This is a genomic window from Niabella soli DSM 19437, assembly GCF_000243115.2.
Taxonomy (GTDB): Bacteria; Bacteroidota; Bacteroidia; order Chitinophagales; family Chitinophagaceae; genus Niabella; species Niabella soli.
Genome location: NZ_CP007035.1, coordinates 2,561,999 through 2,587,065, shown reverse-complemented (window position 1 = coordinate 2,587,065; position 25,067 = coordinate 2,561,999). Strand labels below are relative to the sequence as shown.

Annotated in this window: 24 protein-coding genes and 1 pseudogene; 17 read left to right on the top strand and 8 right to left on the bottom strand. The window is 43.8% G+C overall.

Translation table 11 applies throughout. From position 1 onward, the window contains the following. Positions 1-140 precede the first annotated feature (140 nt). Both trpS and NIASO_RS10940 read right to left on the bottom strand, forming a co-directional pair. Positions 141-1,145, bottom strand: coding sequence for a tryptophan--tRNA ligase (gene trpS, locus NIASO_RS10945; protein WP_008585784.1), 1,005 nt, complete (start codon positions 1,143-1,145; stop codon positions 141-143). Positions 1,146-1,287: 142 nt separating this feature from the next. Further along, a complete protein-coding gene (locus NIASO_RS10940) occupies positions 1,288-2,010 on the bottom strand; it encodes a head GIN domain-containing protein (RefSeq protein ID WP_008585782.1) in 723 nt (240 codons plus the stop codon). A gap of 97 nt (positions 2,011-2,107) precedes the next feature. Between NIASO_RS10940 and guaA the strand changes: the two genes are divergently transcribed. The 3 genes from guaA to NIASO_RS10925 all read left to right on the top strand — a co-directional run bounded on the left by guaA (position 2,108) and on the right by NIASO_RS10925 (position 5,906). Then, entirely contained in the window at positions 2,108-3,643 is a 1,536-nt protein-coding gene (gene guaA, locus NIASO_RS10935; protein WP_008585780.1) for a glutamine-hydrolyzing GMP synthase, read from the top strand. A gap of 85 nt (positions 3,644-3,728) precedes the next feature. Continuing rightward, positions 3,729-4,898 (top strand): ABC transporter substrate-binding protein, encoded by a 1,170-nt coding sequence (locus NIASO_RS10930; RefSeq protein WP_008585777.1) that lies wholly within the window; start codon positions 3,729-3,731, stop codon positions 4,896-4,898. 153 nt (positions 4,899-5,051) lie between these two features. Continuing rightward, positions 5,052-5,906 carry a phosphatase PAP2 family protein gene (locus NIASO_RS10925; RefSeq protein ID WP_008585775.1) on the top strand — a complete coding sequence of 285 codons (855 nt, stop codon included), beginning with the start codon at positions 5,052-5,054 and terminating at the stop codon, positions 5,904-5,906. 2 nt (positions 5,907-5,908) lie between these two features. Here the strand turns inward: NIASO_RS10925 and NIASO_RS10920 are convergent, their stop codons facing one another. Then, positions 5,909-6,490 carry a hypothetical protein gene (locus tag NIASO_RS10920; protein WP_008585773.1) on the bottom strand — a complete coding sequence of 194 codons (582 nt, stop codon included), beginning with the start codon at positions 6,488-6,490 and terminating at the stop codon, positions 5,909-5,911. A 254-nt stretch (positions 6,491-6,744) separates the two neighbouring features. Here NIASO_RS10920 and NIASO_RS10915 point away from each other — a divergent pair, with 254 nt between their 5' ends. The 5 genes from NIASO_RS10915 to NIASO_RS10895 all read left to right on the top strand — a co-directional run bounded on the left by NIASO_RS10915 (position 6,745) and on the right by NIASO_RS10895 (position 13,415). Then, positions 6,745-8,253, top strand: coding sequence for a lipopolysaccharide biosynthesis protein (locus tag NIASO_RS10915; RefSeq protein WP_008585770.1), 1,509 nt, complete (start codon positions 6,745-6,747; stop codon positions 8,251-8,253). A 160-nt stretch (positions 8,254-8,413) separates the two neighbouring features. Further along, entirely contained in the window at positions 8,414-10,474 is a 2,061-nt protein-coding gene (gene recG, locus NIASO_RS10910; protein WP_008585769.1) for an ATP-dependent DNA helicase RecG, read from the top strand. A gap of 130 nt (positions 10,475-10,604) precedes the next feature. Further along, positions 10,605-12,014 carry an FAD-binding oxidoreductase gene (locus NIASO_RS10905; RefSeq protein WP_008585766.1) on the top strand — a complete coding sequence of 470 codons (1,410 nt, stop codon included), beginning with the start codon at positions 10,605-10,607 and terminating at the stop codon, positions 12,012-12,014. 14 nt (positions 12,015-12,028) lie between these two features. Next, positions 12,029-12,709 carry a hypothetical protein gene (locus NIASO_RS10900; protein ID WP_008585765.1) on the top strand — a complete coding sequence of 227 codons (681 nt, stop codon included), beginning with the start codon at positions 12,029-12,031 and terminating at the stop codon, positions 12,707-12,709. Positions 12,710-12,854: 145 nt separating this feature from the next. Continuing rightward, positions 12,855-13,415 (top strand): TlpA family protein disulfide reductase, encoded by a 561-nt coding sequence (locus NIASO_RS10895; protein WP_025298882.1) that lies wholly within the window; start codon positions 12,855-12,857, stop codon positions 13,413-13,415. Between the two features lie 411 nt (positions 13,416-13,826). Here NIASO_RS10895 and NIASO_RS10890 read toward each other — a convergent pair whose 3' ends face one another. From NIASO_RS10890 to dtd, 3 genes are read right to left on the bottom strand one after another with little or no spacing between them, the layout of a single operon-like run. Continuing rightward, positions 13,827-14,834: a YihY/virulence factor BrkB family protein gene (locus NIASO_RS10890; protein ID WP_008585762.1), complete on the bottom strand. Its 1,008-nt coding sequence runs from the start codon at positions 14,832-14,834 to the stop codon at positions 13,827-13,829. Positions 14,835-14,837: 3 nt separating this feature from the next. Next, positions 14,838-15,173, bottom strand: coding sequence for a nucleotide pyrophosphohydrolase (locus tag NIASO_RS10885; RefSeq protein WP_008585760.1), 336 nt, complete (start codon positions 15,171-15,173; stop codon positions 14,838-14,840). 4 nt (positions 15,174-15,177) lie between these two features. Further along, positions 15,178-15,630: a D-aminoacyl-tRNA deacylase gene (dtd, locus tag NIASO_RS10880; protein ID WP_008585759.1), complete on the bottom strand. Its 453-nt coding sequence runs from the start codon at positions 15,628-15,630 to the stop codon at positions 15,178-15,180. An 83-nt stretch (positions 15,631-15,713) separates the two neighbouring features. On the opposite strand from dtd, the pseudogene arfB reads away from it, so the two are divergent. Next, positions 15,714-16,100 (top strand): annotated as a pseudogene (gene arfB / locus NIASO_RS10875) (alternative ribosome rescue aminoacyl-tRNA hydrolase ArfB); the annotation flags it as partial. Here the strand turns inward: arfB and NIASO_RS10870 are convergent. Then, positions 16,097-16,846 (bottom strand): XRE family transcriptional regulator, encoded by a 750-nt coding sequence (locus tag NIASO_RS10870; protein ID WP_008585757.1) that lies wholly within the window; start codon positions 16,844-16,846, stop codon positions 16,097-16,099. The pseudogene arfB and the gene NIASO_RS10870 sit on opposite strands and share 4 nt — an antisense overlap. Positions 16,847-16,991: 145 nt before the next feature. On the opposite strand from NIASO_RS10870, the gene NIASO_RS10865 reads away from it, so the two are divergent. From NIASO_RS10865 to tssO, 8 genes are all read left to right on the top strand, one after another. Next, entirely contained in the window at positions 16,992-17,408 is a 417-nt protein-coding gene (locus tag NIASO_RS10865) for a hypothetical protein (protein WP_008585756.1), read from the top strand. Between the two features lies 1 nt (position 17,409). Then, positions 17,410-18,285, top strand: a complete 876-nt coding sequence (locus tag NIASO_RS19685; protein WP_008585755.1) for a J domain-containing protein — start codon at positions 17,410-17,412, stop codon at positions 18,283-18,285. An 86-nt stretch (positions 18,286-18,371) separates the two neighbouring features. Beyond that, complete coding sequence (locus tag NIASO_RS10855; RefSeq protein WP_008585754.1) at positions 18,372-18,911, top strand: GPW/gp25 family protein; 540 nt, start codon at positions 18,372-18,374, stop codon at positions 18,909-18,911. A gap of 7 nt (positions 18,912-18,918) precedes the next feature. After that, complete coding sequence (locus NIASO_RS10850; RefSeq protein WP_008585753.1) at positions 18,919-20,796, top strand: type VI secretion system baseplate subunit TssF; 1,878 nt, start codon at positions 18,919-18,921, stop codon at positions 20,794-20,796. A 2-nt stretch (positions 20,797-20,798) separates the two neighbouring features. Next, entirely contained in the window at positions 20,799-21,758 is a 960-nt protein-coding gene (locus NIASO_RS10845; RefSeq protein WP_008585750.1) for a type VI secretion system baseplate subunit TssG, read from the top strand. 17 nt (positions 21,759-21,775) lie between these two features. Beyond that, complete coding sequence (locus NIASO_RS10840; RefSeq protein WP_008585749.1) at positions 21,776-22,645, top strand: TssN family type VI secretion system protein; 870 nt, start codon at positions 21,776-21,778, stop codon at positions 22,643-22,645. 9 nt (positions 22,646-22,654) lie between these two features. Further along, complete coding sequence (locus tag NIASO_RS10835) at positions 22,655-23,830, top strand: hypothetical protein (protein ID WP_008585748.1); 1,176 nt, start codon at positions 22,655-22,657, stop codon at positions 23,828-23,830. Between the two features lie 27 nt (positions 23,831-23,857). Further along, positions 23,858-24,370, top strand: a complete 513-nt coding sequence (gene tssO / locus NIASO_RS10830) for a type VI secretion system TssO (RefSeq protein WP_008585747.1) — start codon at positions 23,858-23,860, stop codon at positions 24,368-24,370. A 31-nt stretch (positions 24,371-24,401) separates the two neighbouring features. Here the strand turns inward: tssO and NIASO_RS10825 are convergent, their stop codons facing one another. After that, complete coding sequence (locus NIASO_RS10825) at positions 24,402-25,061, bottom strand: C40 family peptidase (RefSeq protein ID WP_008585746.1); 660 nt, start codon at positions 25,059-25,061, stop codon at positions 24,402-24,404. Between the last annotated feature and the right edge of the window lie 6 nt (positions 25,062-25,067).

Below are 25,067 nucleotides of genomic sequence, written 5' to 3'. Positions count from 1 at the left end.
TGGCTTTTTATTTTTCTCTAAACTTGCAAAACAATTCAGAATTAAAACCTGGCATAATCGTCAGTATTTCTTAATAAATCTTAATTCTTAATGGTTTAAATAGTGTTGCAGTTTAGTGGAACACTTTTCTAAGCAGCTTTTTAAAAGTATTTCAGGCCCATCGCGCTTCTTACCAACTGCATGGTTTTTTGAGCATTTTCTGCAGCCTTCTGGGCGCCTACTTTTAAAATAATATTCAATGCGCTTTCGTTGTCTCGTATATCTTTGGCTTTTTGACGGATGGGGCTGATGAAATTTACCATATCTTCTGCCAGTTGCTTTTTCAGGTCGCCGTAGCGGATCGTGCAGGCATTAAAAGCTGCCTCGTATTTTTCAATAACCGCCGGCGCGCTTACCAGGCGCATCAGGTCAAAAATATTTACGATATAGTCAGGTTTTACCGAATTCGGTTCAGTGGGGCCGGAGTCGGTTTTGGCCTTCATTATTTTTTTACGGATGCTATCGTCGTCGTCCGACAAATAAATCGTCGCATATTGGTTCTCACTTTTGCTCATTTTACCAGCGCCGTCCAGGCTGGGCACTTTAAGCAGTTCATTGCCATAATTAAAGGCTTTGGGCTCAGGGAATACTTCGCCGTAACGGTGGTTGAACCGGTTTCCGAAAGTACGCGTCATTTCCAGGTGCTGTTCCTGATCCTTGCCTACGGGAACATATTTAGCCCGGTGAATCAGGATATCCGCAGCCATCAGCACCGGGTAGGTAAGCAAACCCGCATTTACATTTTCCGGTTGCAGCTTTACTTTATCTTTAAACGTAGTGGTTTTTTCCAGCTCACCTTTGTAGGCCAGCATATTCAGATATAAATATAGTTCGGTGGTCTGCGGCAGATCGCTCTGGCAATATAGCACGCTTTTATCCGGATCCAGCCCTGCAGCCAGGTAATAAGCTGTAACGGAAAGCACATGTTCTTTTAATTCTTTGGTATCAGGATGCGTGGTAAGCGAATGCAGGTCGGCAATAAAAAAGTAACAATTGTATTCTTCCTGCATTTTTACATAATTCCTCAGTGCTCCAAAATAATTACCGAGATGCAGGGTCCCGGTTGGCCGTACACCACTTAAAACAATATCACTTTTCTTATTCATAGCCGGCAAAGATAGCTATTATGCGGAATGCTAAACGCGCAATGCATGCTGCAAAAAAATCTGTGCAAATCAGCGAAAAAGATCGGCGAAAATCTGCGGGAAAATTATACAGAATGGGATCAGAATCAAAAAACCTGCTACCCTAGTCCGCTTTCTTCACACTCCCCGCAGAACTGGAATTTGAATTTACCTGTGGATTGCCCATATAACTGATACTGGAAGCTTCATTGGCCTGTGCGGTGAGCTGCACGCTCGCAAATACATTGGCCGTGCTGGCTTCATTAGCTTCTATATTGGTGTTTTCTGCTTTAAGATCATATGCTCTAAGGGTGCTGGCCTCGTTAACCTGCCCCTTAACATCGCGTGTTTCCCCGGAAACCACCAGGGTAGAGGCCTCGCTTACCTTTATATTCACTTCCGGTGTTTTAAGAGCAATGGTTGCACTGGACGCTTCATTTATATCTAACCCAACCGGTTCATTTTGTTCGATTTTATTTTCAGTTTTTAGCGACGCAGCACTGGAAAGTGTGATTTGTTTTACAACCGGCATCGAAATATAGATCTTAATACCCCTGCTGGCTCTCAGGTTAAAATTGACCTTTTCTTCTATCTTCAGTGTGTGATTCTCGGTGTTGACCATAAGATGCGAAAGCAGGTTGTCGTCTGTTTCTATCTTTATCCCAAAGGAAGAGTCCTGCTTTACTATTACAGCGGCAGGAAGGTTAATATCCAGCCGGTCAAACCCGCTCAGATCAAACGTTTTGGAATGGACCTGCCCGTTGCCCCGCACCCGCTGCCCGTCGTCGATATTGCAGGAACTGATCCCGATAATTAAAGCAAAAGCGGCAAAAAATAATTTCTTCATTGTTAAAGAGTTTTCAATTGTTGATACTAAAATATTTACACGGGTTATTTAAGCGCACCGATCATCCGAACGGCAATTTTATTAACTTCGCCGCATCATGACCGAAAAAATCCTTATTCTTGATTTTGGATCTCAATATACACAGTTAATTGCGCGCAGTGTAAGAGAAGCCAATGTTTATTGCGAAATAATCCCATATTCTAAATCTTTTGAATTCGAGGGCAATTTAAAAGGAATCATACTATCCGGCTCTCCTTTTTCGGTAAATGACCCTAATGCCCCGGTTATTAACCTGAAAGGGATGTTGGAAAAAGTACCGGTGTTGGGAATCTGCTATGGCGCTCAGTTGTCTACCAAAATTTATGGGGGCCGGGTGGAAAAAAGCAGTAAACGGGAATATGGCCGTGCCCAGATGGAGGCAAAAAGGTCGAACGACGCGCTGCTTAAAGGCGTTTCAGAGAAAAGCCAGGTGTGGATGAGCCACGGCGATAGTATCCTGGAACTGCCCGCAGCTTTTGAGGTGCTGGCCACTACGGAAAGCATACCGGTGGCGGCTTTCAAATACATTAAAGCGCCGCATCCCCTGTACGGACTGCAGTTTCACCCCGAAGTGCATCATAGTACAGAGGGAAAGAATATTATTCATAACTTCCTGGTAACTATTTGTAATTGCAGTCAGGATTGGACACCCGCGCATTTTATTACCGATACCGTGGCGCAACTGAAAGCGCAGATCGGCGACCGTAAGGTAATTATGGCGTTGAGCGGCGGGGTCGACAGTACCGTGGCGGCAACACTGATCCACAAGGCCATCGGCGACCGGCTGTACGGTATTTTTGTGGATAACGGCGTATTGCGCAAGGGCGAATTTGAGCAGGTATTGGAAACCTATAAACTACTGGGCCTGAATATAAAAGGAATAGATGCCAAGGCGCTTTTCTATAAAGAACTGAAAGATAATCCAGACCCCGAAACCAAGCGCAAGATCATCGGCCGCTTGTTTATTGAGGTTTTCCAGGAAGAAGCCCATAAACTCACCGATATAAAGTTTTTGGGACAGGGAACGATTTATCCGGATGTTATCGAAAGTGTTTCCGTACATGGGCCTTCAGCCACCATTAAATCGCACCATAATGTAGGCGGACTACCGGAAAAGATGCATATGGAGCTGGTGGAACCGCTGCGTTTCCTCTTTAAAGATGAAGTGCGGAAAGTGGGAAGGGAACTCGGCATTCCTGCAAACCTGATCGACCGGCACCCGTTCCCCGGGCCCGGACTGGCCATCCGTATTTTGGGAGAAGTGACGGAGGAAAAGGTAGCTCTGCTGCAGGAAGCGGATGATATTTATATAAAAGCACTTCGGGAGCATGACCTGTATGCAACGGTTTGGCAGGCGGGAACGATCTTATTACCGGTGAAAAGTGTAGGGGTAATGGGAGATGAGCGCACTTATGAATATACAGTAGCGCTCCGGGCTGTAACAAGTGTGGATGGTATGACTGCCGATTGGGCGCATTTGCCTTACGAATTTTTGGCAACAGTGTCTAACGAGATTTGTAATAATGTACGGGGAATTAACCGGGTAGTATATGATATCAGCAGCAAACCACCGGCTACGATAGAATGGGAATAATATTTGCTTGAAAAAGGTACTTCGGACCGGATTTCTTTTTTGAGACATCCGCGAGAAGTAATTTATTTAAACATTCTTGTAAGCGATGAAGAAGATTTTTTTATGCGTACTCCTTATGATAAGCTGCCTGGCACCTATAATAGCCCAGGTAAACACCACTGTTGCAACCCGTCATAAAATTGCTGTTTTTACCCCTTTGTATCTTGATGATGCGTTTAGCGCCAATGGCGTTTATAAGTATGACCCCAAATCCTTTCCGAAAGCCGCTATCCCCGGGTTAGAATTTTATCATGGCGTTTCTATGGCTGTTGATTCTCTAAATGCCCTGAATATTCCGCTGGATCTTTATATTTATGATTCCAAGTCGGCAACCCAATCAATTGAGAGCCAGTTTAATAAGGCAGCAGCAGATGGGGTGGAATTGATAATAGCCAACTGTTCGCTGGCGGATATTGAAAAGCTGGCAAAGCTGGCGGTATCAAAAAAAATCACCTTACTTAATGCGGCTGTTCCCAATGATGTCAATGCAAGGAACAATCCCTACTTTGTGGTATTGAATCCTACCTTACCCACACAGGGCGAGCAGATTTATGCGTATCTTAAAAAGAATTACCCTAATCAGCAGATCATATATCTCACCCGTCCCGGGGCATCGGAAAATTACCTGAAATCTGTTTTCGAGACCTTGAATAAAGCCGACAGGAGCACAGCAATGCATATAAAATTTGTTGAGGTAAAAGACACATTGTCTCCCGCGCAGGTTGCAGCAAACCTGGTTAAGGGAAAAGCTGCGTTATTCGTCATTGGCTCCCTGGATAATGTCTATGCAGATAAGCTCTTAACGCAGTTGTCACAGCTTCAGAAAACCTATTCATCGATAACCGTTATGGGAATGCCTACCTGGGATAATCTCACTTTTTCTAAGTATAAGGGAGTAGAGCTTATTTATAGCACTCCTTTTTATAATGCCAGAACTGACGCCGCCAGCCGGAATATCAATTCCTATTACAGTGCCAAAATGTTTGCCCGGCCGTCGGATTTAGTGTTCCGGGGATTTGGCCTGATGTATCGTTTTGGGCGTTTGCTGAACCTCTTTGGAGCTAATATTCCTGCTATTATGCAAAGTAAACAGTTCAGTGTGTTTTATAATTATGATATTCAGCCGGTAAGCAGGGAAAATAAGATCGACTATTACGAAAATAAAAAACTATACTTTCTTACTTACCTCAACGGGAGTTTGAAAAGTATAAAATAGAAAAAGGGATTATTAAAAAACGGCGTCCAAGTTCTACTGGACGCCGTTTTTGTTTCGATACTAATAAAGTACCTGCCAAATAATATTAAATATTTGTCTTTATAATAAATTAATTATGTACATTTCTCTTGTAAATTCCAAAATTGATTGAGTATGATACTTGCCAAAACAGTTGGTAAAAAAAAGGTATTAATAATAGTAGGTGTAATAATCGCATTGGGAGCAATGGTTTATTTAAAATCCCATTCGCTCAGCAGGCACTCACAGGTAGAAAAAGGGCTCACGCAATATAGTTTTTGGAAAGACGATAATGTTTTTGATAGTTCCATTATCTATTTCTTTCAACAGTTTTCACGAAAATCCCGTCCTTTTGATGAATTTCTTGGATTTATTTCCGGCAACGACCTGCTAAAATGCGGCATATTTTCGATTGTTTTTTGGTGGCTTTGGTTTTCGGATAAAGGCCTCAAAGCCTATAAGCAAAGAGTTTCAGTTATTTTGGCGCTCATGGGTACTTTTATTGCATTACTTATAGGGCGGTTATTAGTAATTGGAATGCCTTTTCGAATACGGCCTTTGAGAAGCGAAGCATTTCATCTTACGTTACCGTATGGTGTACAGTTAGAAACGCTGGACGGCTACAGTTCTTTTCCCAGTGATCACACTATTTTGCTTTGTGCAATGGCCACCAGTCTTGTTTTTATTTCCAGGAAAATAGGGGTGATCGCGTTTCTCTATGCCTTTTTATTGGTGATCCTTCCAAGAATATACTTTTGTTTTCACTATCCAACCGATATTTTAACCGGTGCATTTATAGGAATTACTGTTGCCGTGCTCACTTTTAAGAGTAAATGGATGCAGGCGCAGGCCCAAAGGATCTATAAATTCAGCGAAACAAAACCCGCGTTGTTTTACCCTGTTTTTTTCTTCATTACCTACCAGATCGCCAGCCTATTTAATGATGTGCGGCATTTGCTGAGTTTTGCCTCACATTTGTTCGGGCATTAAAGTTATTTTGCCTTCAGATCGTCCAGGACACTTTTTTGGGAGGCTACGATCTTTTCCTGGGCTTTTACTTTTTGGTCGAGCGCGCTATAGGCGTCCTGCAATGTTTTTAGCTTTTTTTCCTCGTCCACCATTATCGCTTCCTGTTTTTTGATCTGGAAAATGGTATTGCTGCGGGTAACATTACTGCTCAGGTCCTCCAGGAATGCTTTGGCCCGGGAGGCAAGCACCACGGCATCACCGGAGATATTACCGCTGCCTTCCATTAGCAGGTACAACGTGGTCTTTTCATTTCCTTTTGATCCCTGCTGTTCAGTTTTAAAAGAATAATCCAGTTTGGAGCTCGTAATTGAGGGGATGACACTGTTTTTATACACCAGGAAACCCCGGTTGCTCTGACCCGTTAGCCGTAAATCGGCCATTTTCGCTTTTAATGCATTATCAACTACTTCTGGGGGATAATTATAGGTAATAAGAATAGCAGGCTGATCGGTTTTTTTATATTGGATCCTTCCTTCCTGTGCTTTTTGAGCAAAAACACTTCCGGTGGTAATAGCAAGCGTCAGAATAGTCAAAATTTTCTTCATCGAATCAGTATTTTTATAATGGATGTGCTGCGAAGTTAATCAGTTGCCTGCCGAAGCCCAAATTTTTAGACGGCCAACATTTTAGTTTAACCTCCAGGACGCGGAGGCGCAAGGTTGAGCAGCGTTGTTATGGAAAACATATTTTCCTTGCGTCTTGACGCCCTCGCGGTTAAAGTACTGGTCTCTTCTATTTTAATGGAATACCCGCATTAGTAATAAGAACAGTATTTTTGTCAAAATAATCTAAGAATCAATTGAGCGGCATTAAACAACTGGCAGGACAAACGATTTGGTATGGGCTTAGTAACGTATTGACCAAGTTAATAGGTTTTTTGTTAACGCCTATTCTGACCTACCTGATGACGGATCAGAAAGGAGTGCAGGAATATGGTGATTTTAGCTTGCTGTACGCCTGGATCGGCGTGGCAAATATTGTTTACACCTATGGATTGGAAACCGGATACTTCCGGTTTAGCAGTGACGCCAACGTTTCTCAAAAACAATTATTCAATACAACGTTTGGCTCTTATGTAATTACAACCCTGTTATTAAGCGGTATACTGCTTTATTATAGTCAGCCGATCAGTGAATTCCTCGGCATCGGCAAGTTGCCGCAGGCAATTGTGCTTACGGTTTTAGTAATGGTGTTTGACACGCTTTCCACAATTCCCTTCGCGAAGCTGAGAAATGAAAACAGGCCCCGCCGCTATGCTTTCATAAAGATATTTGGAGTAGTGGTAAACATTGGGCTTGTTGTATTATTCATTTACTTTATACCCAAACATTTTTCTGATTCGGGTAACGCACTTACCCGTTGGGTCATGCATCAAAACCGGGTGGTGTTGCTGGTGTTGGCCAATACGATCCAGTCGCTTTTTGTCTTTTTGTTTTTATATCCGGAGTGGAAACGCTTTCGTTTCAGGATCAATAAAACGCTCTGGAGAACCGTGATGCGCTACAGCACTCCCATGATCATTATTGGTCTTGCAGGCATGATCAATGAAGTAATGGACCGTCAAATGTTGAAAAGTTTTTTACCATATTCAATGGATGAAAATATGCGGATCGTGGCAATTTATTCGGCGAACTATAGAATTTCTATTTTTATAACCATGTTTATAACGGCATTCCGCATGGCGGCCGAGCCGTTCTTTTTCAAGCAGAAAAATGCAAGCAACGCAAAGCAGACCTATGCCCGCGTGATGAAATGGTTCGTTATCACTTTATGTATCGCCTATCTTTTTACCGGTCTTTATTTACATATCTGGCAGGGTATCATTGGAAGAGGCTATCGCTCAGGACTGGGGATCGTTCCCATTTTGTTGATGGCCAACGTGTTTCTGGGTGTGTATTATAACCTGTCTGCCTGGTATAAACTTACCGATAAAATGTATTGGGGTATTATCATCACCGCAATAGGTGCCACTATTACACTTGTCGGCAACTATCTGTTCATTCCAAAATTCGAAATGTATGCTGGCGCTACTGTAACAATGGTTTGCTATGGTTCAATGGTGGTATTGGCTTATCTGTTAGGGCAAAAGTACTACCCAATCCCTTATGCCTGGAAAAAGCTGGTGGCTTATATGGTAATTACCGTGTTACTGTTCCTGGTCAACAAAACCCTGGTTTCCTTCACGCATAATTTCTGGTTAAAAACCGGGTGCGCAACGGTATTTATGTGCATATTCTTATACCTGGTAGGCCGGGTTGAAAGAAAGGAGCTGAAAAGCCTCCCCGTAATAGGAAGATTCATAGGCTAACCCCGGCCCAATAACTATATAATATAACCGGAAGCGCCGGCTGTGCCAATCAGCGGGACCAACGGGAATAATTACGATTCAAGCGCTTATTTTTGTTTAAAAGCATCTTATCGCCGATCATCAAAACATATTATCGAATCCTATTGCCTATTTGAAAGGAGTGGGCCCGCAACGTGCCGAGTTGCTCCAAAAGGAGCTGAATATTTTTACATTTAATGACCTGTTGCATTATTTTCCCTTCCGGCATGTGGACAAAACAAAGCTGACGCCCATTGGGGAGATCAATCTCAATGATGAATATGTTCAGGTAGCGGGCATCCTGGCGCCTTTAGAACAAATGGGGGAAAAAAGAGGGCGTCGTTTAACTTCGTACCTGCAGGATAAAACGGGTTCTTTGGATCTGGTGTGGTTCCAAAGTATCAATTTGATAAAGAAAATTGTTCATCCCGGGCAACCCTATCTTGTGTATGGCAAGGTGAGCTTTTTCATGGGTAAACCGCAAATGGTGCATCCGGAAATGGAGCCCTGGGATCCGGAAAAATTAAAGGGGAAAGATTTTTTAGAGCCGGTTTATCCTTCTACCGAAAAACTAAAGACAAAAAACCTGGGTGGGCGGCAGGTCGGGAAGCTGACGGCTACCCTTTTGCAACATCTTTCCGAAAGAGACATTCCCGAAAACCTGCCGCAGCCCCTGCGGGAGGAGTTGAAGCTGATACCCCGGTTCCCGGCTTATCAGCAGATCCATTTCCCCAAAAATAAAGAGGCTTATGAAGCGGCCGTCCGGCGGTTAAAATTTGAAGAGATCTTCTTCGCGCAGCTACGCATGAATCTGCTGCGTTCGGAGCGGCATCGTTTTTCAAAAGGGGTTGTTTTTGAAAAAGTGGGAGATTTATTCAACCGGTTTTATAGCGAATGCCTGCCTTTTGAACTCACCAATGCGCAAAAAAGAGTGCTGAAAGAAATCCGGATAGACACCGGACGGGGCAAACAAATGAACCGGTTGCTACAGGGAGATGTAGGTAGTGGAAAAACCGTTGTGGCATTATTGTGTATGTTGCTTGCAGCAGACAACGGCTATCAGTCGGTGTTAATGGCGCCTACGGAGATCCTTGCCCGGCAACACTTTCAGGGTATTAAAGAATTGTTGGAACCGTTGCCGGTAACGGTGGCTATCTTAACAGGCACCACAAAAGGAAAGGAGCGCAGATTGCTTTTGGAGCAATTGGCTAATGGCGAAATAAACATTCTGATAGGCACGCATGCGGTCATCGAGGATCCGGTCGTATTTCAAAATCTGGGCCTGGTGATCATCGATGAGCAGCACCGTTTTGGTGTGGCACAGCGCGCGCGGCTTTGGGAAAAAGCTATAATTCCTCCCCATGTACTGGTGATGACAGCCACGCCGATTCCGCGTACGTTGGCCATGACGGCCTACGGCGATCTGGATTACAGCGTTATTGATGAATTGCCGCCGGGCCGGAAGCCAATACAAACGGTGCACCGTCTTGAAAATGACCGTAGCCTGGTGATGGATTTTTTAAAAGCGGAGATTGCGTTGGGCCGGCAGATCTATATCATCTTCCCATTAATTGAAGAAAGTGAAAAACTCGATTATGAAAACCTGATGCAGGGCTATGATGTGGTGAAGACCTATTTTCCCGAACCGCAATATTGGATCAGTATGGTGCACGGTAAAATGCCGGCACATCAGAAAGAGGAAAATATGCGGCGCTTTGTAGTGCACGATACTCAGATCATGGTGTCCACAACAGTAATAGAGGTTGGGGTGAATGTGCCCAATGCATCGGTAATGCTGATTGAAAGCGCTGAAAAATTTGGTTTGTCGCAGTTGCACCAGTTGCGCGGCAGGGTGGGGCGCGGCGCAGAAAAAAGTTATTGCATTTTGCTCAGCGGTAAGAAATTGGGCAATGAAGCGCGGGAACGCATGAAAATAATGACCAGCACCAATAATGGGTTTGTGATTGCTGAAAAGGACCTGGAACTGCGCGGCCCGGGTGATATCGAGGGCACCCGGCAAAGTGGGGTGCTGAGCTTTAAATTGGCAGATATTGTCAATGACCGGGCGATGGTAACGGCTGCAAAAGAACGCTGCGAGCAAATTTTAAAAGACGACCCTGATCTGTCAAAGTCCGAGCACGAAGTGTTGAAAGCCTTTCTTCGCTCCCAAAAAGGCAAAACAGCCTGGAGCAAGATTTCTTAGCGGGCTCTTCGGAACTTTGAGTTCCGAAGTCCTATTCTATCGCTTTTAGCGATAAAACAGCACCAATTTTTTCCTTTCCTCTTTTTCACCGAAATTTGGCCTCCTTAATTTATAGACTATTTACAAAATAATGGCAGAAAAGAAGATCACAACAGCTCATATTGAAGCATTTAAGAAAATAGTAGGCGATGCAAACGTATTGGCAGATGCCGATTCCCTCGAAAATTATTCACACGACGAAACGGAAACGCTGCATTTTACTCCCGATGTGGTGGTAAAACCCCGTACTGCGGAAGAAATTTCAGAATTGTTTAAGATCTGCAACCGGGACCTGATCCCCGTTACTCCCAGGGGCGGTGGTACCGGCTTAAGTGGTGGGGCATTACCTCAGTTGGGCGGCGTGGTACTTTCCACCGAACGTCTGAACAGCATCATAGATATTGATGAGCGTAACCTGCAGGTAACCACCGAACCGGGTGTTATTACGGAGGTATTGCAAAATGCCGTAAAGGAAAAAGGATTGTTTTATCCCCCTGACCCCAGCAGCCGCGGTACCTGTTTCATCGGTGGAAATATCGCGGAAAACAGCGGTGGGCCCAAGGCGGTGAAATATGGGGTGGTGAAGGATTATGTATTGAACCTGGAAGTGGTATTGCCAACGGGTGAGATCATCTGGACAGGCGCCAATGTGTTAAAGAATGTTACGGGCTATAACCTCACGCAACTGATCGTGGGCAGCGAAGGCACATTAGCCCTGGTCACCAAAATCGTATTGCGGTTAATACCGCTTCCTAAATATGATCTGCTGATGCTGGCGCCTTTTGCTTCACTGGAAAAAGCGAGCGAAGCGGTAAGTGCCATATTCAGAGCGGGTTTTAACCCCAGCGCCCTGGAGCTGGTGGAAATTGATGCGCTGAAGATCGTAAGCAGCATGGTGGATAGTTATGTGGTGCCGGTGAATGATGATATCGCCGCCCACCTTATTGTCGAAGTAGATGGTAACAACCAGGAAGTACTGATGCAGGAAATGGAGCAGATTGCCGCATTACTGGAACAATATGAAGCCGGGGAGTTGTTTTTTGCCGATGATGCCCAGCAGAAAGAAGAATTGTGGAAGTTGCGCAGAAGAACAGCGGAAGCCGTGAAATCTTCGGGGTATACAATTGAAGAAGACACAGTAGTGCCGCGTGCCGAATTGCCCAAATTGATAAAGGGTGTAAAGGAATTGGGAAAAAAACATAACTTTCACGCAGTTTGTTATGGGCATGCCGGGGATGGTAACCTGCATGTGCGCATAAAAAAAGAAGGAAACAAAAACAGCCTGAATGATCCGGAAATGAATGCCGTGCTCCGGGAATTATTCAAACTGGTAAAAAGTTTAGGAGGTACTATAAGCGGCGAACATGGCATCGGCCTTATCCAGAAAACCTATATGGATATTGTTTTTGAACAAAGGCAGATCCAACTGATGCGCGAAATAAAAAAAGCCTTTGATCCCAATAATATTCTCAATGCGGGCAAAATATTCGACCTTGTTTAAATAAATCTGATTATATGAAAAAACTCTTTTGTGTGGCCAGCCTTTTAAGTTGCATGCTTCTGGCAGGGCTGCCATCCCGGGCCCAGGACGATTCCATCACGGTAAGAAATGGAAATGAAATAAACCCGTACCAGGAAAAAGGCTTCAAAAAAGAAAGACTGTTTACCGGGGGAGGAGTGACCGCCTCTTTTTATTCAGGTGGTACTGTTTTGGGTGTCAGCCCGGTGTTGGGGTACACATTTAACAGGTATTTCGATGGAGGCATAGTTTTAAATTACGTGTATACCGGAACAAGGGATGTATACGAATACAATGATAAATTGAGGCAACACGTGTATGGCCCGGGCGTATTTGCGAGAGCCTTCCCCATTGATTTCCTTTTTGTACAGGCGCAATTTGAAGAAAACTTCACCAGCGTCCGGTATACACCCGCTACCAATAATAACGTGAACCCCGGTAAATATAATGCCAACGCACCCTCGCTTTTGTTAGGCGGAGGATATAGTACCGGTCGGGCCAATGGCAGTTCCACTTTTTTCTATGTTTCTATAATGGCTGATGTGCTTAAAAACCGCAATAGTCCTTATGTTGATGTTACCTACGGTCCTAATGGAGAAGAGCGGATCCGCATTCTTCCAATAGTACGCGCAGGAATTAATGTTGGCCTCTTCCAGAACCGCTACGGCCGGTATTAAGACTATCGGTTTTATTGCGCCCGGCTGCAGTATAGCTGGTATTATTATCCCGCAGAAAGCGGGGTCGCACTTCCGATAGCTATCTGGATCAGGGTTCTGTCCACGGCCGGCTAATTCAATTCAATTCAATATGTCTTTTACAAGGATGAAATATTTTCTTGCTTTTTTCTTCTTTTTTACAGTGGTAAATAATCCTGTGCCCGCGCAGAATAATCCATCCTTGATTAAAGACACTGCCGTTATTGATAAAAACAGCTACGCGCCCGATCTGGAATTTTTTACTGACTATAGCAAGATCAACTCACTGAAACAGCTACGGGAAAAATTAAAGGGCTCCCCGGTTTTCATTGATCTGTGGGCCAGTTGGTGCGGACCCTGCCGGAGAGAGTTTTATTATAAAGATTCTCTCGATGCATTTCTGAAAGATCAGGGCGTAAAGATGCTCTATCTTTCGATGGACGACGAGGCCCATGAGACGCAGTGGAAGGATTTGTTGAAATTTTTAAAAATGGGCGGAATGCACATGCGTGCCAATACAGCGCTGCAGTACGACCTGTCACGGATCATCTGGAAACAGAATGGAGGGTTTAGTATACCCCGGTATATACTCCTTAGCAAAGAAGGAACTGTTTTGAGCAATAAAATGCTGCGTCCCAGCGACGGAGCGCTCCTCTATCAGCAAATAAGATCGCTGTTGGGAAAGTGATGACTGAGCTGCATTCTTACCCGGATAGGAATGTAGAATAACAAATATTGAATGAGAAATGTAAAAGGGAGTTATTTCAATAGCACTCAGTGTTCGTTCTTTTTGAAGTTTTCTGATTGGGAAGTTGTTTAATTTTTTTATAGAAATAATACTGAATCCAACTTTCCCACTGATTTTAGGCAGATCTAATACACCGCTGATATCCGCAGATTGATTTTCTACGATTCCGATAGCGATCCGAGATCTGTGCAAAAAATCTGCGATGATCGGCGGAAAACGTAAAGGGGTTAGAAAGTCTAAACAACTTCATTGATAATTCAATGTCGTTTTCTTAAACGCAGGTTTCAGGAATGAAAGTTTCTAACCTAACGTGATGCCCTTTCTGATTCCTTATCCTACATTTCTAATTTTTCATTTTACATGCTCCTCGGCCTGGTTCAACTCATTGGTTTTTGCCACCACCGGATCATTCTGCAGGGTCTGGATCGAATCTTTATTTTCCACTTCAACATGCTCCACCCAAACGGCATACTGACTGGGATAGATGTTCATGTTATGATGAATAGCATATATCCGCGTAAACACTGCGCCTATATAAAGAATGATAGCTGAATAGTATACCCATAACAGGATAATGATCACAGAACCTGCCGCTCCATAGGCAGAAGACATCTTGTTATGCCCCAGGTAATACCCGATCAGGAACTTTCCTGCCATAAAAAGCAGGGCGGTAACGAAGGCGCCGGCCCTAACCGCTTTCCATTTAATTTTTGCATCGGGCAGCACTTTAAAGATCAAACCGAATAAAATAGAGGTGATTATAAAAGTGAGTGCCAGGTTGGAAACATAGGCAATGATCACCTGGGAATCGGGAATGATCCGGGTGAGCTGCGTAATAAGCATATCCATCACGCCATTTACCATCAGGGATACCAGCAATAAAAAACCAAGGGTAATAACAATGGAAAAGGACATCAGCCGGTCTAAAAGCAATTTTAGCCAACCCTTGCCTTTTTTAGGACGCGCTTTTAAACGCCAGATCATATTGATGGAATCCTGTATTTCCGCGAACACACCGGTTGCTCCAAACACCAGCGTCAGGATACCGATTATTTTTGAAATATTTTTATCGGGAAAATGAGAGGCATTTTCAATGGTGACTCGTATCTGGTCGGCCGATTGCTGTCCCACAAACTCCTGTATCTGCTGGTATAAACTGTTTTTTATATCAGCATGTGCACCATGGTTTAAAAATGCATCAGCCAAAAAACTATCACCGATCCAGATAATAACAATCAATAATCCTGGTAATGAAAAAATAGTGTAATAGGCCAATGCCGCGCTCAATTTAAAAACACGGTTGGTAAATGTTTCTTCAACAGTTTGCGTTATGACGCTCCATATGTTTTTCAAAGCCATAGGCTACAGTTTTTTATTGTTCAAATGCCGGCTGGCGTCCCTTATATCTTTCTTTTCAAAATTCTTTTCCAGTGCTGCAGTCAGGTCAACGCCTGTTTGGTTGGCCAGGCAAAGCAACACCCAAAGCACATCGGCCATTTCATCAGCCATCAGTGTTTTTGCATTATTTTCATCCTCCGCTTTGCGGTAAGATTGATCGCCGTATATGCGGGCCATATGCCGGGAAAGTTCTCCCATTTCTTCGGTTAAAATAGCCATATTGGTCAATTCCGAAAAATACCGGACCCCAACGGTTTTGATCCATTGATCTACAGCTTCCTGTGCGGCTTGTAATGTCATGTGCTTATTCTTTATTTTTTGTATCGATAATAATGGTCACCGGCCCGTTGTTGATCAGTTGTACTTTCATATCCGCCCCAAATACACCGGTTTTTATTTCCCTGTCGAGATCATCCTGCAATTGCAGGATCATTTTTTCGTACAGCGGAATGGCGATCTCGGGCTTACTGGCTTTTATATAAGACGGCCTGTTGCCCTTTTTTGTGGAAGCATGCAGGGTAAACTGGCTGACCAGCAACAACTCTCCCGCTACATCTTTCAGGGAAAGATTCATCACTCCGCTTTCATCATCAAAAATGCGGAGTTGCGTAATTTTCTGACTCAGCCATTGAATATCCGCTTCTGTGTCGGCATCTTCAATACCCAGTAACACGAGCAAACCGCTGCTAACAGACGAAAAAACAGTGCCATTTATAGTAACGCTTGCTTCCAGAACTCTTTGTACCACCGCTTTCATAAACAAAAACTATTGTTCAAATTTAGCGATATGAGAATATTGAGTAGTTTTATTTCCAAATAAAGATTATGGATCTTTCCAGGGAGATAGAATTTAAAACCACCCGGAGTGGCGGCAAAGGCGGGCAAAACGTTAACAAAGTGGAAACAGCGGTGATCGCTTCCTTCCACATCAATAATTCTTTGCTGCTGAACGAGGAACAGAAATCGGTAATAAAAGAAAAGCTGGGTAAAAAAATAACTTCAGACGGATATTTGCAGGTAAGATCCCAGGTGTTTCGCACCCAGATGGAAAATAAAGCAGATGCCGGCCGCAAGATTGAAGCGCTTATAGCTGGAGCCTTTCATAAAAAGAAGGCCCGCATCGCTACAAAAATTTCAAAAGGAGCGATAGAGAACCGGTTGAATATCAAGAAAAGGCAGGCGCTGCTAAAAGACAATCGTAAAAAAATAAACAGGGGCGATTATTAATTCATTTTCTTTTTCATGCCGGCAACTTCCTGCTGAAGGTCGGCAACGATATTCACCAATTGCCCCACATTCCAGCTTTGGGTGGTATTGGTTTTTGAAATAATGAACTGCGCTTCCCACATTTCCAACACATCCTCCGAAAAGATCGAATAGGGCTGAAACGTAGGATTGTCGCTCAGTAACATTAATTTATTTTTTGTCTTCCCGTTTTTTTGAATACGTTTATAAACGATACCGTCATTTTTTGAAACCACAATACAGGCCGTATTGTTTTTCACACTCTCAAGCCCTTCTACTTTTTCACCAACAATAATAGAGCCGCTGGGCGTTGGCAGCATAGAATCGCCAATGATCTCAAATGCACGGTAATTGCCGCCGCTAACCATCGGTAAGGTAAAGGTGTTCAGTTCATCAATAAATTCATGATCCGCATAGCCATTCAAATAACCGGCTGCAGCTTTTACCGGTACAAACGGGATCTTAGTGGCCGTATCAGAAAGCTTTAATGCCCGCCGCTTAGCCATGTAATTACCAGTATGCTCGTTCAGATCTTTTCTCAGGATCTCGTCCAGCGTCAGCTTAAAAATATCACAAACCACTTCCAGCACGTCAAGGCGGGGTTCCGCCCGTTCTTCTTCATAGGCTCCAAGCAGGGAGCGTTTGATATTTAGCTTAACGGCAAATTCATCCTGTGTCCAGCCTCTAAGCTTTCTTAAGTACTTTAGATTTTTGTTGGCAACTGACATGGCTAATTATTTTAGTGCAAAATACTAAATAATTTAACAAAAGCAAATTTTTTTTTCCCTCCCCGGATCCCCATGAAGTATTTTTTATTTTGATCATTGCGGTTATCTTTGATAAAACACTAACCCGTTTGACTAAACATAAAATATGCTTCTAATACCAATTATTGTTATTGCCCTGTCCGCAGGCATGCTGGTTTTTATGATATTAAATCAAACCAACAACAGGCACCATAACGAAAACACACAACTGAAGAGCGCTTCGGGCGATTTAGCCCAAAAAAAATCAGCATTTGAACAACTGGAACAGGAGCTTTTTAGCAGCATTCGGGAGAAATACGATAATAAATATATAACAGATATCAAGGATGGAATGATTTCTGTTGGTATGCCTTCGGCATTTTTGCTGATGGCCTGGGGTAAACCGGAGGAAAGAAATAGTCTGAAGGTGTACAACGGCGCCGGTGAAAAGTGGATTTACAGGCAGGAGGACCCCCGGGGTAAGAAAAATAATACGGAAGTAACGATCTTAAATAATAAAGTGGACAGTTGGAAAGACATCTAAAATGGCAGGAACCTTAAAAAACTTTTATGAAATGCTTGGCGTGCCGCGTTCTGCAACAGATGAGCAGATCAAAACGGCCTACCGCAAGCTTATTTTGAAATTTCATCCGGATAAAAATGTTGGGGACACCTATTTCGAAGATTGGTCAAAAAAGATAATTGAAGCCTTCGAAGTGTTAAGTAACCCGCAGTTGCGCGCCGAATATGACCAGGTTTATGACGAACATAGACAGGCGGCAAAAAAAGCCTTTCAGGAGGAACAAACAGCGCCGGCACATGAGCCGGAAGCTGCGGCAACAGAAGCTGCTGAAGCGCCGGTGTTTACGGCAGCATATGATGCTGACAGTAGTGAGGATGTTGATTATCAATATGGTACTACTGATAAAGGCTCTCATAAGGGTGAAGAATCTACAATAGATGATGACTCCGGAATGGAAAATATGGAGGCACAGGCTCTGAACTATATCACCGCGCGACAGGACTATTTGCGGGCGGCCAAAGATTTTAAAGCAGCGCAGCGGCAGCAACCCACTGTAACGAGCAAGGCTGCATTTTGGCCGGTGATAGCATTATGTGTATTGCTGATAGCGGGTTCCATCATATGGATCGTCAAAAATCCATGGAAAGAGCGGGTGGAGGCGATACCCGAAGGAAGGGTGTCGGAGATGCCTGCCCGTACGTTTATCGTGGCGGCTGAACGGGCCTATTTTTATAAAGATCCGCAAAACCAGGTACGGACCAATGAATACCTTACCCGGGGGATGAAAGTAAACGTATCAAGACAGTATCAGAATTTCTATTACGGTGTTTTTCAAAGCGCTGCCAATTCAAGTTATAAATTGACCGGGTGGATAAAAGAGGAAGATCTGCAGCAATAGCGCGTATAAATGCCAGATACCCGTAAAACGGTATTTTTTCAAAATAGGGTATAAAAACTGGGAAAACTTAAAAAAAAAAATCATATTTGCCAGAGGAGATTCACCAATCTGCCGCGTTTTTACCTATCAAGAAAATATCTTTTGAGCCTGGCAAATCGCAATATCTAAATCATCAATCCCTCGTGTCCGGCATGCTGCATCAATACTATAAATTACCCCTGGAGCTGGGAAATATCCTGGGCAAAAAGGAAATAAAAAAATGCTCATTAAAAGATTCTATTGCGCATCATTTGCACCTGATGTTGACCACGTCCTTCGGAGAGCTTATGAGTGATGAACAATTTGGGAATAAACTATGGGAGGAGGATTTTGACAATGTTTCTTATAGAAGCAGGCAAAAAGAAAAAATAATATTATCTGTTGGCAGAACAATAGCCAAATTTGAGAAGCGACTGGAAAAAGTAAAAATAGAAATGTATGTGCACCAGGAAGAGTCGCCCTCCGGGACGGCAGACCCCCGGATGAAGCGAAAACTCGAATTTGTTATTACTGCTGTCATTAGTGCTACCAATGAACCGATTACCTACAGAGACGGATTTTTTATCAGTCCCTTAGCGTATAACTAAACAGAAGATGAACGAAAGCAGGGAACATATCAGGAACAGGATGCTGCAAAATGCAGCTAAAATATGGGGCTATCCAGAAACAGAGGAGGCGGCGAATTTTGACCCGCTTGTGGGATTATTGCTATCGGTGAACGCGGCTGAACTGGAGCGTCTCTCCAATGAAATTTATCACTCCCGCAACCGGGTGATGGATCGCATTGTACAATTGCTGGCTCCTGATGTCTTAACGGGCCCGAGGCTGGCTTCCGCAATTTTAAATGCTAACAGCCTGGAGGATGTTGCCTCTCTGTCCACAAAAGAGCAATTCTTCATGACCCAGAATGTGCGAAATCATTCGGAAGAAGCGCCCAGGACCACCGACCTGTTTTTTACGCCTACCGATAATTTTATCATTAATAAATGCAAGGTCCGGTTTGCTGCAACGGGTAATAAAATTTACCGGTATCCCGGCGGCGTAACCAAAGAATTAATGGGGGTAACGGAAGAGCAGCAATGGCTGCAGCCTTCTGTTTTATGGATTGCTGTTGATCATAAAGAAATAGATCTTAATAACACCCAGTTTTATTTTCAATACAGGAGCGAGGTAAACCGCGCCATCTTTTATAACCAGTTGAAACACGCTGGTTGGCAGGTGGCGGGTCACGCAGTGCAGGTGCAGAAAGGGTATAACGTAGCCAGGGGTAATAACCCCGACTGGTACGCGGCACAACTGATACAGCAGGAAGCCAGCGCTACTTCCCGTTATATCAAGCTGGTAAAAGAATTATATGAAGAAGCTTTTGTAAGTATTAAAGACCCGCAATTGCTGCGGTATATTGCTGATGACAAGGTGCTTCCGCATGAAATAAAGGCTGTTTTTGGCGATAAAATAACACAGCAGTTGCAGGAACCGCTATCCTGGGTCAAAATCACCTTTCCTGAAAACATTACCAGTACCATGCTGGAGGATGTCAGCGTATTTTCCAACTGCTTTCCTGTTGTAAACAGAAAGTTGCATGAGGTTACGCACCGGGTACAGGAAATGATCAATGTAGTGCCTCTGCTTACCGGTGATGACCAGTTTTATGATCTGGGTGAGATCACCGATGAGAACGGCCGGTTGCTGCATATTCGCCAGCATACGGAAGAAGAAAATAACAGTATGAGCATCTTGCTGCGCAATGGTGGCGCCGGGCGTTTTGACGAACGGGATGCTACCGTTGTAATAGAGAACCTTATCCAGTTGCTGAGAGATGAAAGCGCTGCCTTTTCAAAATTGGGCAAGGACCTTATTTCACAGGAAATAAAATCGCTGCAGCAATCTATTACTAAAATAGAGCACCTGGTGGGCGAAAATACGGGCAATCAATCGGCCTACACGCCATACCTGATGATAAGAAATCAGAAGCAGGGTAGCTCCAGGTTCCTCTACATTGAATATTGGAGTACCAATGGTTATGCCGCAAATGGCCTGCGGCCGGGCACACGGCTGCAGCCGTATAAAACCGGTTCCGTAAATCACTCGTCCGTCTTTTTACTTACCAATACCCAAAATGGTAAAAACAGGTTAAGTCAAACGGATAGCGTCGTTGCCTATAAGTACGCGCTGCTGTCGAAAGACCGTGTTATGAGCCGTAACGATATCGCACTTTACTGCAAATTATTTCTGGGAAACAGTGTGCAGGAGGTAAAAGTGGATAAAGGGTTTATGGTGTCGGCTGAAACGACCAAAGGGTTTATGAAAACGATCGATGTTACGGTTTTTATAAGGAGAAAAGAATTTATTGAAGCGCAGGAAAAAGAAGAAATAGTGCAGTGGGAGAAAGAGCTGGCAGCCCAATTAACGGAGCGGTCGATGGCTTTTATTCCCTACCGGGTATTTATAAAAGAAGCCCCCGGCTTTTAAAAATGACCAGAGAGGAAAAAATAGCGCACCTGTCAAATTTGTTACAGGAACGGGATACCGACATTAAAGCAGAGGTATTGCTCAATCATGCCCTGGAGAACGGGTTCCCGGAGCAGGGGCATGTGGTGCGCAACAATGGTTTTTTTTACCGGGAGTTTGTAAAGGATATTTTTGATACAACGGTAGTAGAAGACGATTGGTATCGCACGTTTATTGAACTGCACCTTTCCCGCCCCGGCTTTTATGACATGCTTCCGGAGGCGTTGTTTCATCAACCGGAGACCAATGAGTTCCGGCAGCGGGCAGGGGTGCTGGAGATGATCGACCGGTACAAAAAAAATCTAACAAAGGAAGCGGAGGTCCGGAAGTTTTTTCAGCCTTTTGAAAACGAATTTTTTTACCAGCAGCTAATGCTGGAGAAAGAAGAGATCAATCTGCTGGACATCTTAAAGAGTAAGTTGCTGACCCGGTATTTTCTGAATTTCTGGGGGCTGCCGGCTACCTTTAAGACGTATGAGGCTGCATCTTTTTTGTTGTTATTGCCCTATGCACATGTTATCAGCGGAAACCTTCCGGTTATGGAATCCTGTCTCAGGGCACTGCTGAATGAACCCGTAAAAATTGTGCGGAAAGAGCCGGAGATCATTGATGTGGCGCACGCCGGGGGACTGGGCAACGATGGCGGATTAGGAGAGCAGCCTTTGGGCGATTATATGGTGTGCGGCGCCGAGTTCATGGAAGATTATCCGGTGCTTCAATACCGGATAGGCCCTTTAAAAAAAGGGAACGTAAGTGATTTCATTAACGACAAAGAAAAAGATATACTCATTCAAACCTTCAACAATTATTTTGCACCCGTTGAGGCGGATATTGAAATAGAAATACTGGTAGATCAGAAAACAACAGAGATGACCTTTGACAAAGACAGTGAAGTGATCCTGGGTTATTCTTCGGTATTATAAAATTGAATTTTTAATAAATGGAAAACTGGTTTTCACCCTCTTTAAAATCGGCTTTACCCTACCTGGGGGTGAGTTTTATAAGCATGTCCATGATTATGGGGCTGATTGTTTCAAAGATCAGGGGCAGTTTTAAACCCTTTACAAAACCTACTGTTTATTATATTCTTTTATACGCCGTGGGGTTTGCTATTGTAGGCCTCCTGTCGGGGTTTACATTTTTGGAAAGCAATACCCAGCTATTCCTTATGTTCCAGTTATTTTTCCTGGGGCTGGGCATTTTACATGTTTACACCCTTACCACCAAATTGAAGTGGGTCAATGAAAAAACTTACTGGGCCGAGGTCTTTCTTACCCTTGCCATCCTGTTCCTGGGCGGGTTGTGTTTTATAATGACCTATCGGCTGTTCCGGAAAAATACAATGGATATAACCATAGCCACGGCCGCTGTGATCTTTTTTGTGCCGCTGATCGTTTACTATACCTATCGCAGCGCCATCGCCATCCCTTTTAAAATTCTAAAACAATGGCAATATCCGGCACAGATGGAACTGGCGGAGATTGATGAAAAAAAATTAAGGAACCTCCTGGTAATCAGCTTTGAATTTTATAAAAAGAATAATGATAAACATTTCACCAATTTTCGAGCAAAAGCGCCGATGGATATGGATTTTGGCGAATTGTTCTATTATTTCATCAATGATTATAACGACAGGCATCCCAATGCCACGATCACCTATTTGAATGAAAAAGGAGAATCCTCCGGATGGATCTTTTTTAAAAAGCCTAAATGGTACACTTTGTTTACAAAATATATCGACCCCGAAAAAACCATATTTATAAATAAGGTACGGGAGAACGACATTATCATTTGTTCACGCATATCTTAAAAAACTAGTATGAACCGCACACCTGAATATAAACCAGTGAACTGGGTAAACGGGATGAAGATCAATAAAAATCATTTCATCGCCCAGCAATACGCATCACAGTCGCAGCAGGCTTTGAGCAACACTGTTTTTCTGAACGACCACAATTACGGCTTATTGCCGATCGGTACAGCTATTGATCCGCCCAAAATTTGGGTCACTGTCGATAATATGCAGCAGGTAAGCGTACGCATATTGTCCTGCACGGCAATAACAAGAGGTGGGTATATTATCCGGTTTAATTCGGATTCTACCGATAACTCCAATCAGCTAAGCGCCCGCATTCCAGGACTGAGTGTTCCGTTCAAAGAGCTGAAAGGGAAAGCAGATGAGTATTATGTGATCATTTCAGTGGATCCTTATAACCCTGTTCCCTCCGGCGTTGCCAATCCTGAAGAACAACCGATCCGGCTGCCCTTCACGGAACCGGCCTATGCGGTGTCGCTGCTACCGGTTGCGGAAACTTCATTAAATACATTAGGCGCCTTTCAATTACCGGTGGGCAAGGTGGTTATTAGGGACCAGATGGTTGCGTTGGAAGAGGATTATATACCGCCCTGCACTGCGGTTAACAGTTATGAAAGCCTGGTGCAGCATCATGCAGAAACGGAACAGTTCTTTGGAAGAATGGAGTTGAACGCACTGCAGATCCTGCAGAAGATCCTTCAGAAAAATCAGCAGAACGATCTCATCGACCCGGTAAAAAAGTTAAGCGAGCAGGTGCTGTTTTACATTTCCCAGGCATATGGCAGTTACCGTCATAGTGCTTTGTTTGGAACGCCGGTGGAACTGATCACGGTGGTGTCCGGACTGGCGCGTACCATTAAAAATGCCATCGACATCTATATCGGCTCCGCCAAAGAAGAAATGATCAATTATTTTACGGAATGGTGTAATGTAAACCAGGGCGAACTGGAAGAGGAGATCACCGCCATTACGAATTACCGGTATGATCACCTCAACATCCGACAGGGAATAGACAAGAATGTAAAATTCTGCGCGTTGATCCTGCAGTTGTTTACGAACCTCGCCGCGCTGGATTATATTGGCAAGAAAAAAGAAACCGGCATTTTCGTAAAAGAAAAACTGGTGGTTCCGGAAGAAGAAGTGCAGGCAAGAAAACGCGGATTTTTCCTGGCAGATTAATCTTATTTGACGAATTAAATACTAAAGATGGCACAAATTGTAATCAATGCGAAAGAGCGCCAGCAGGCATTCTGGAAGTTTTTATTGTTATTTATTTTAGCGATGGCTTTTGTTCTGGTGGCTTTCTTTTTTGATACCCTGGTTCCCACAAAAGATAACCGGATGATGCGCCAGCAGTTAAATACATTTAAGCTGCAGGAAGCGGCGCAGGACCGCTTTGTTCAAACGATGGAAGAAGCCAAGGGGCTGATTGATTCCCTCCGGAAACCCGGGGCGCAGAAAGCCTATCTGAATCAGCAGATTACGGAGAAATTTCGCATCCTGAATAATTTGCAATATAAAGACAGCAGCATGTATTCCCGGTTGAATACAAGTGTTATCGATGTATTCCAGCGTTACCAGGATGCAACTAATAAGGCGATCGATATGGGTGATATGCCGACAGACCTGGAACGCTTAAAACAGGAAAACGCGCAGCTAAACAGGGATCTGATTGAAACAAGAACCGCCCTGACCAATTGTTTGAATACTCCAAGATAAGTACGAAAGCAGACCGATTAAAGTTCTTTGACTAATTTTTTGTGACCCCGTTGGTTGTTGCAATATGCCTGGATTTGCGTACGATCAGCCTTCCGGCAGCAACATATTTGGTAGCCCAGTAATAGTCCCTCAGGTTGCCAAAGCTTACCCCTTTTGATGAGGAGGCGTTGATGAAAATATTATTGCCCAAATACATGCCCACATGGGTTATGGGGTTGCCGGGAATCGTTTTAAAAAAAACAAGGTCACCTTCCGAAAGATATTGTTGGCCGTTAAACGGTTCTACATTGTCTGTATAGAATTGCTGGATCGACGTACGGGGAATGTGCAGTTGGTAAACATCCGCAAGCAGTCGTTGCATAAAAGCCGAACAATCAATTCCTCTTTTGGTGGTACCGCCCCATAAATAGGGAGTATACAGCCACTGATCAATAAAGCGATACAAACGGAGGTTTTTAATGCTGTCTGCCGGTAATTTCAGGTAGGTGGCATACCGGGCTTTCAACAAAGAATCCGCAATGACCGTCTTTTTATGAGCTGCTGCACGGGTTTTTAAAGCGGAAGAGTCTGCCGATGGCGTATTCGTGTAAATGGAAGTACTATAATCCGGTTTAGTAGCTTTCTTCGAAAAAAAACAACTGGTGAGGCCTGTGATGATTAATAGGATGGCGAGTATTTTCTTAAGTAACATGGCACA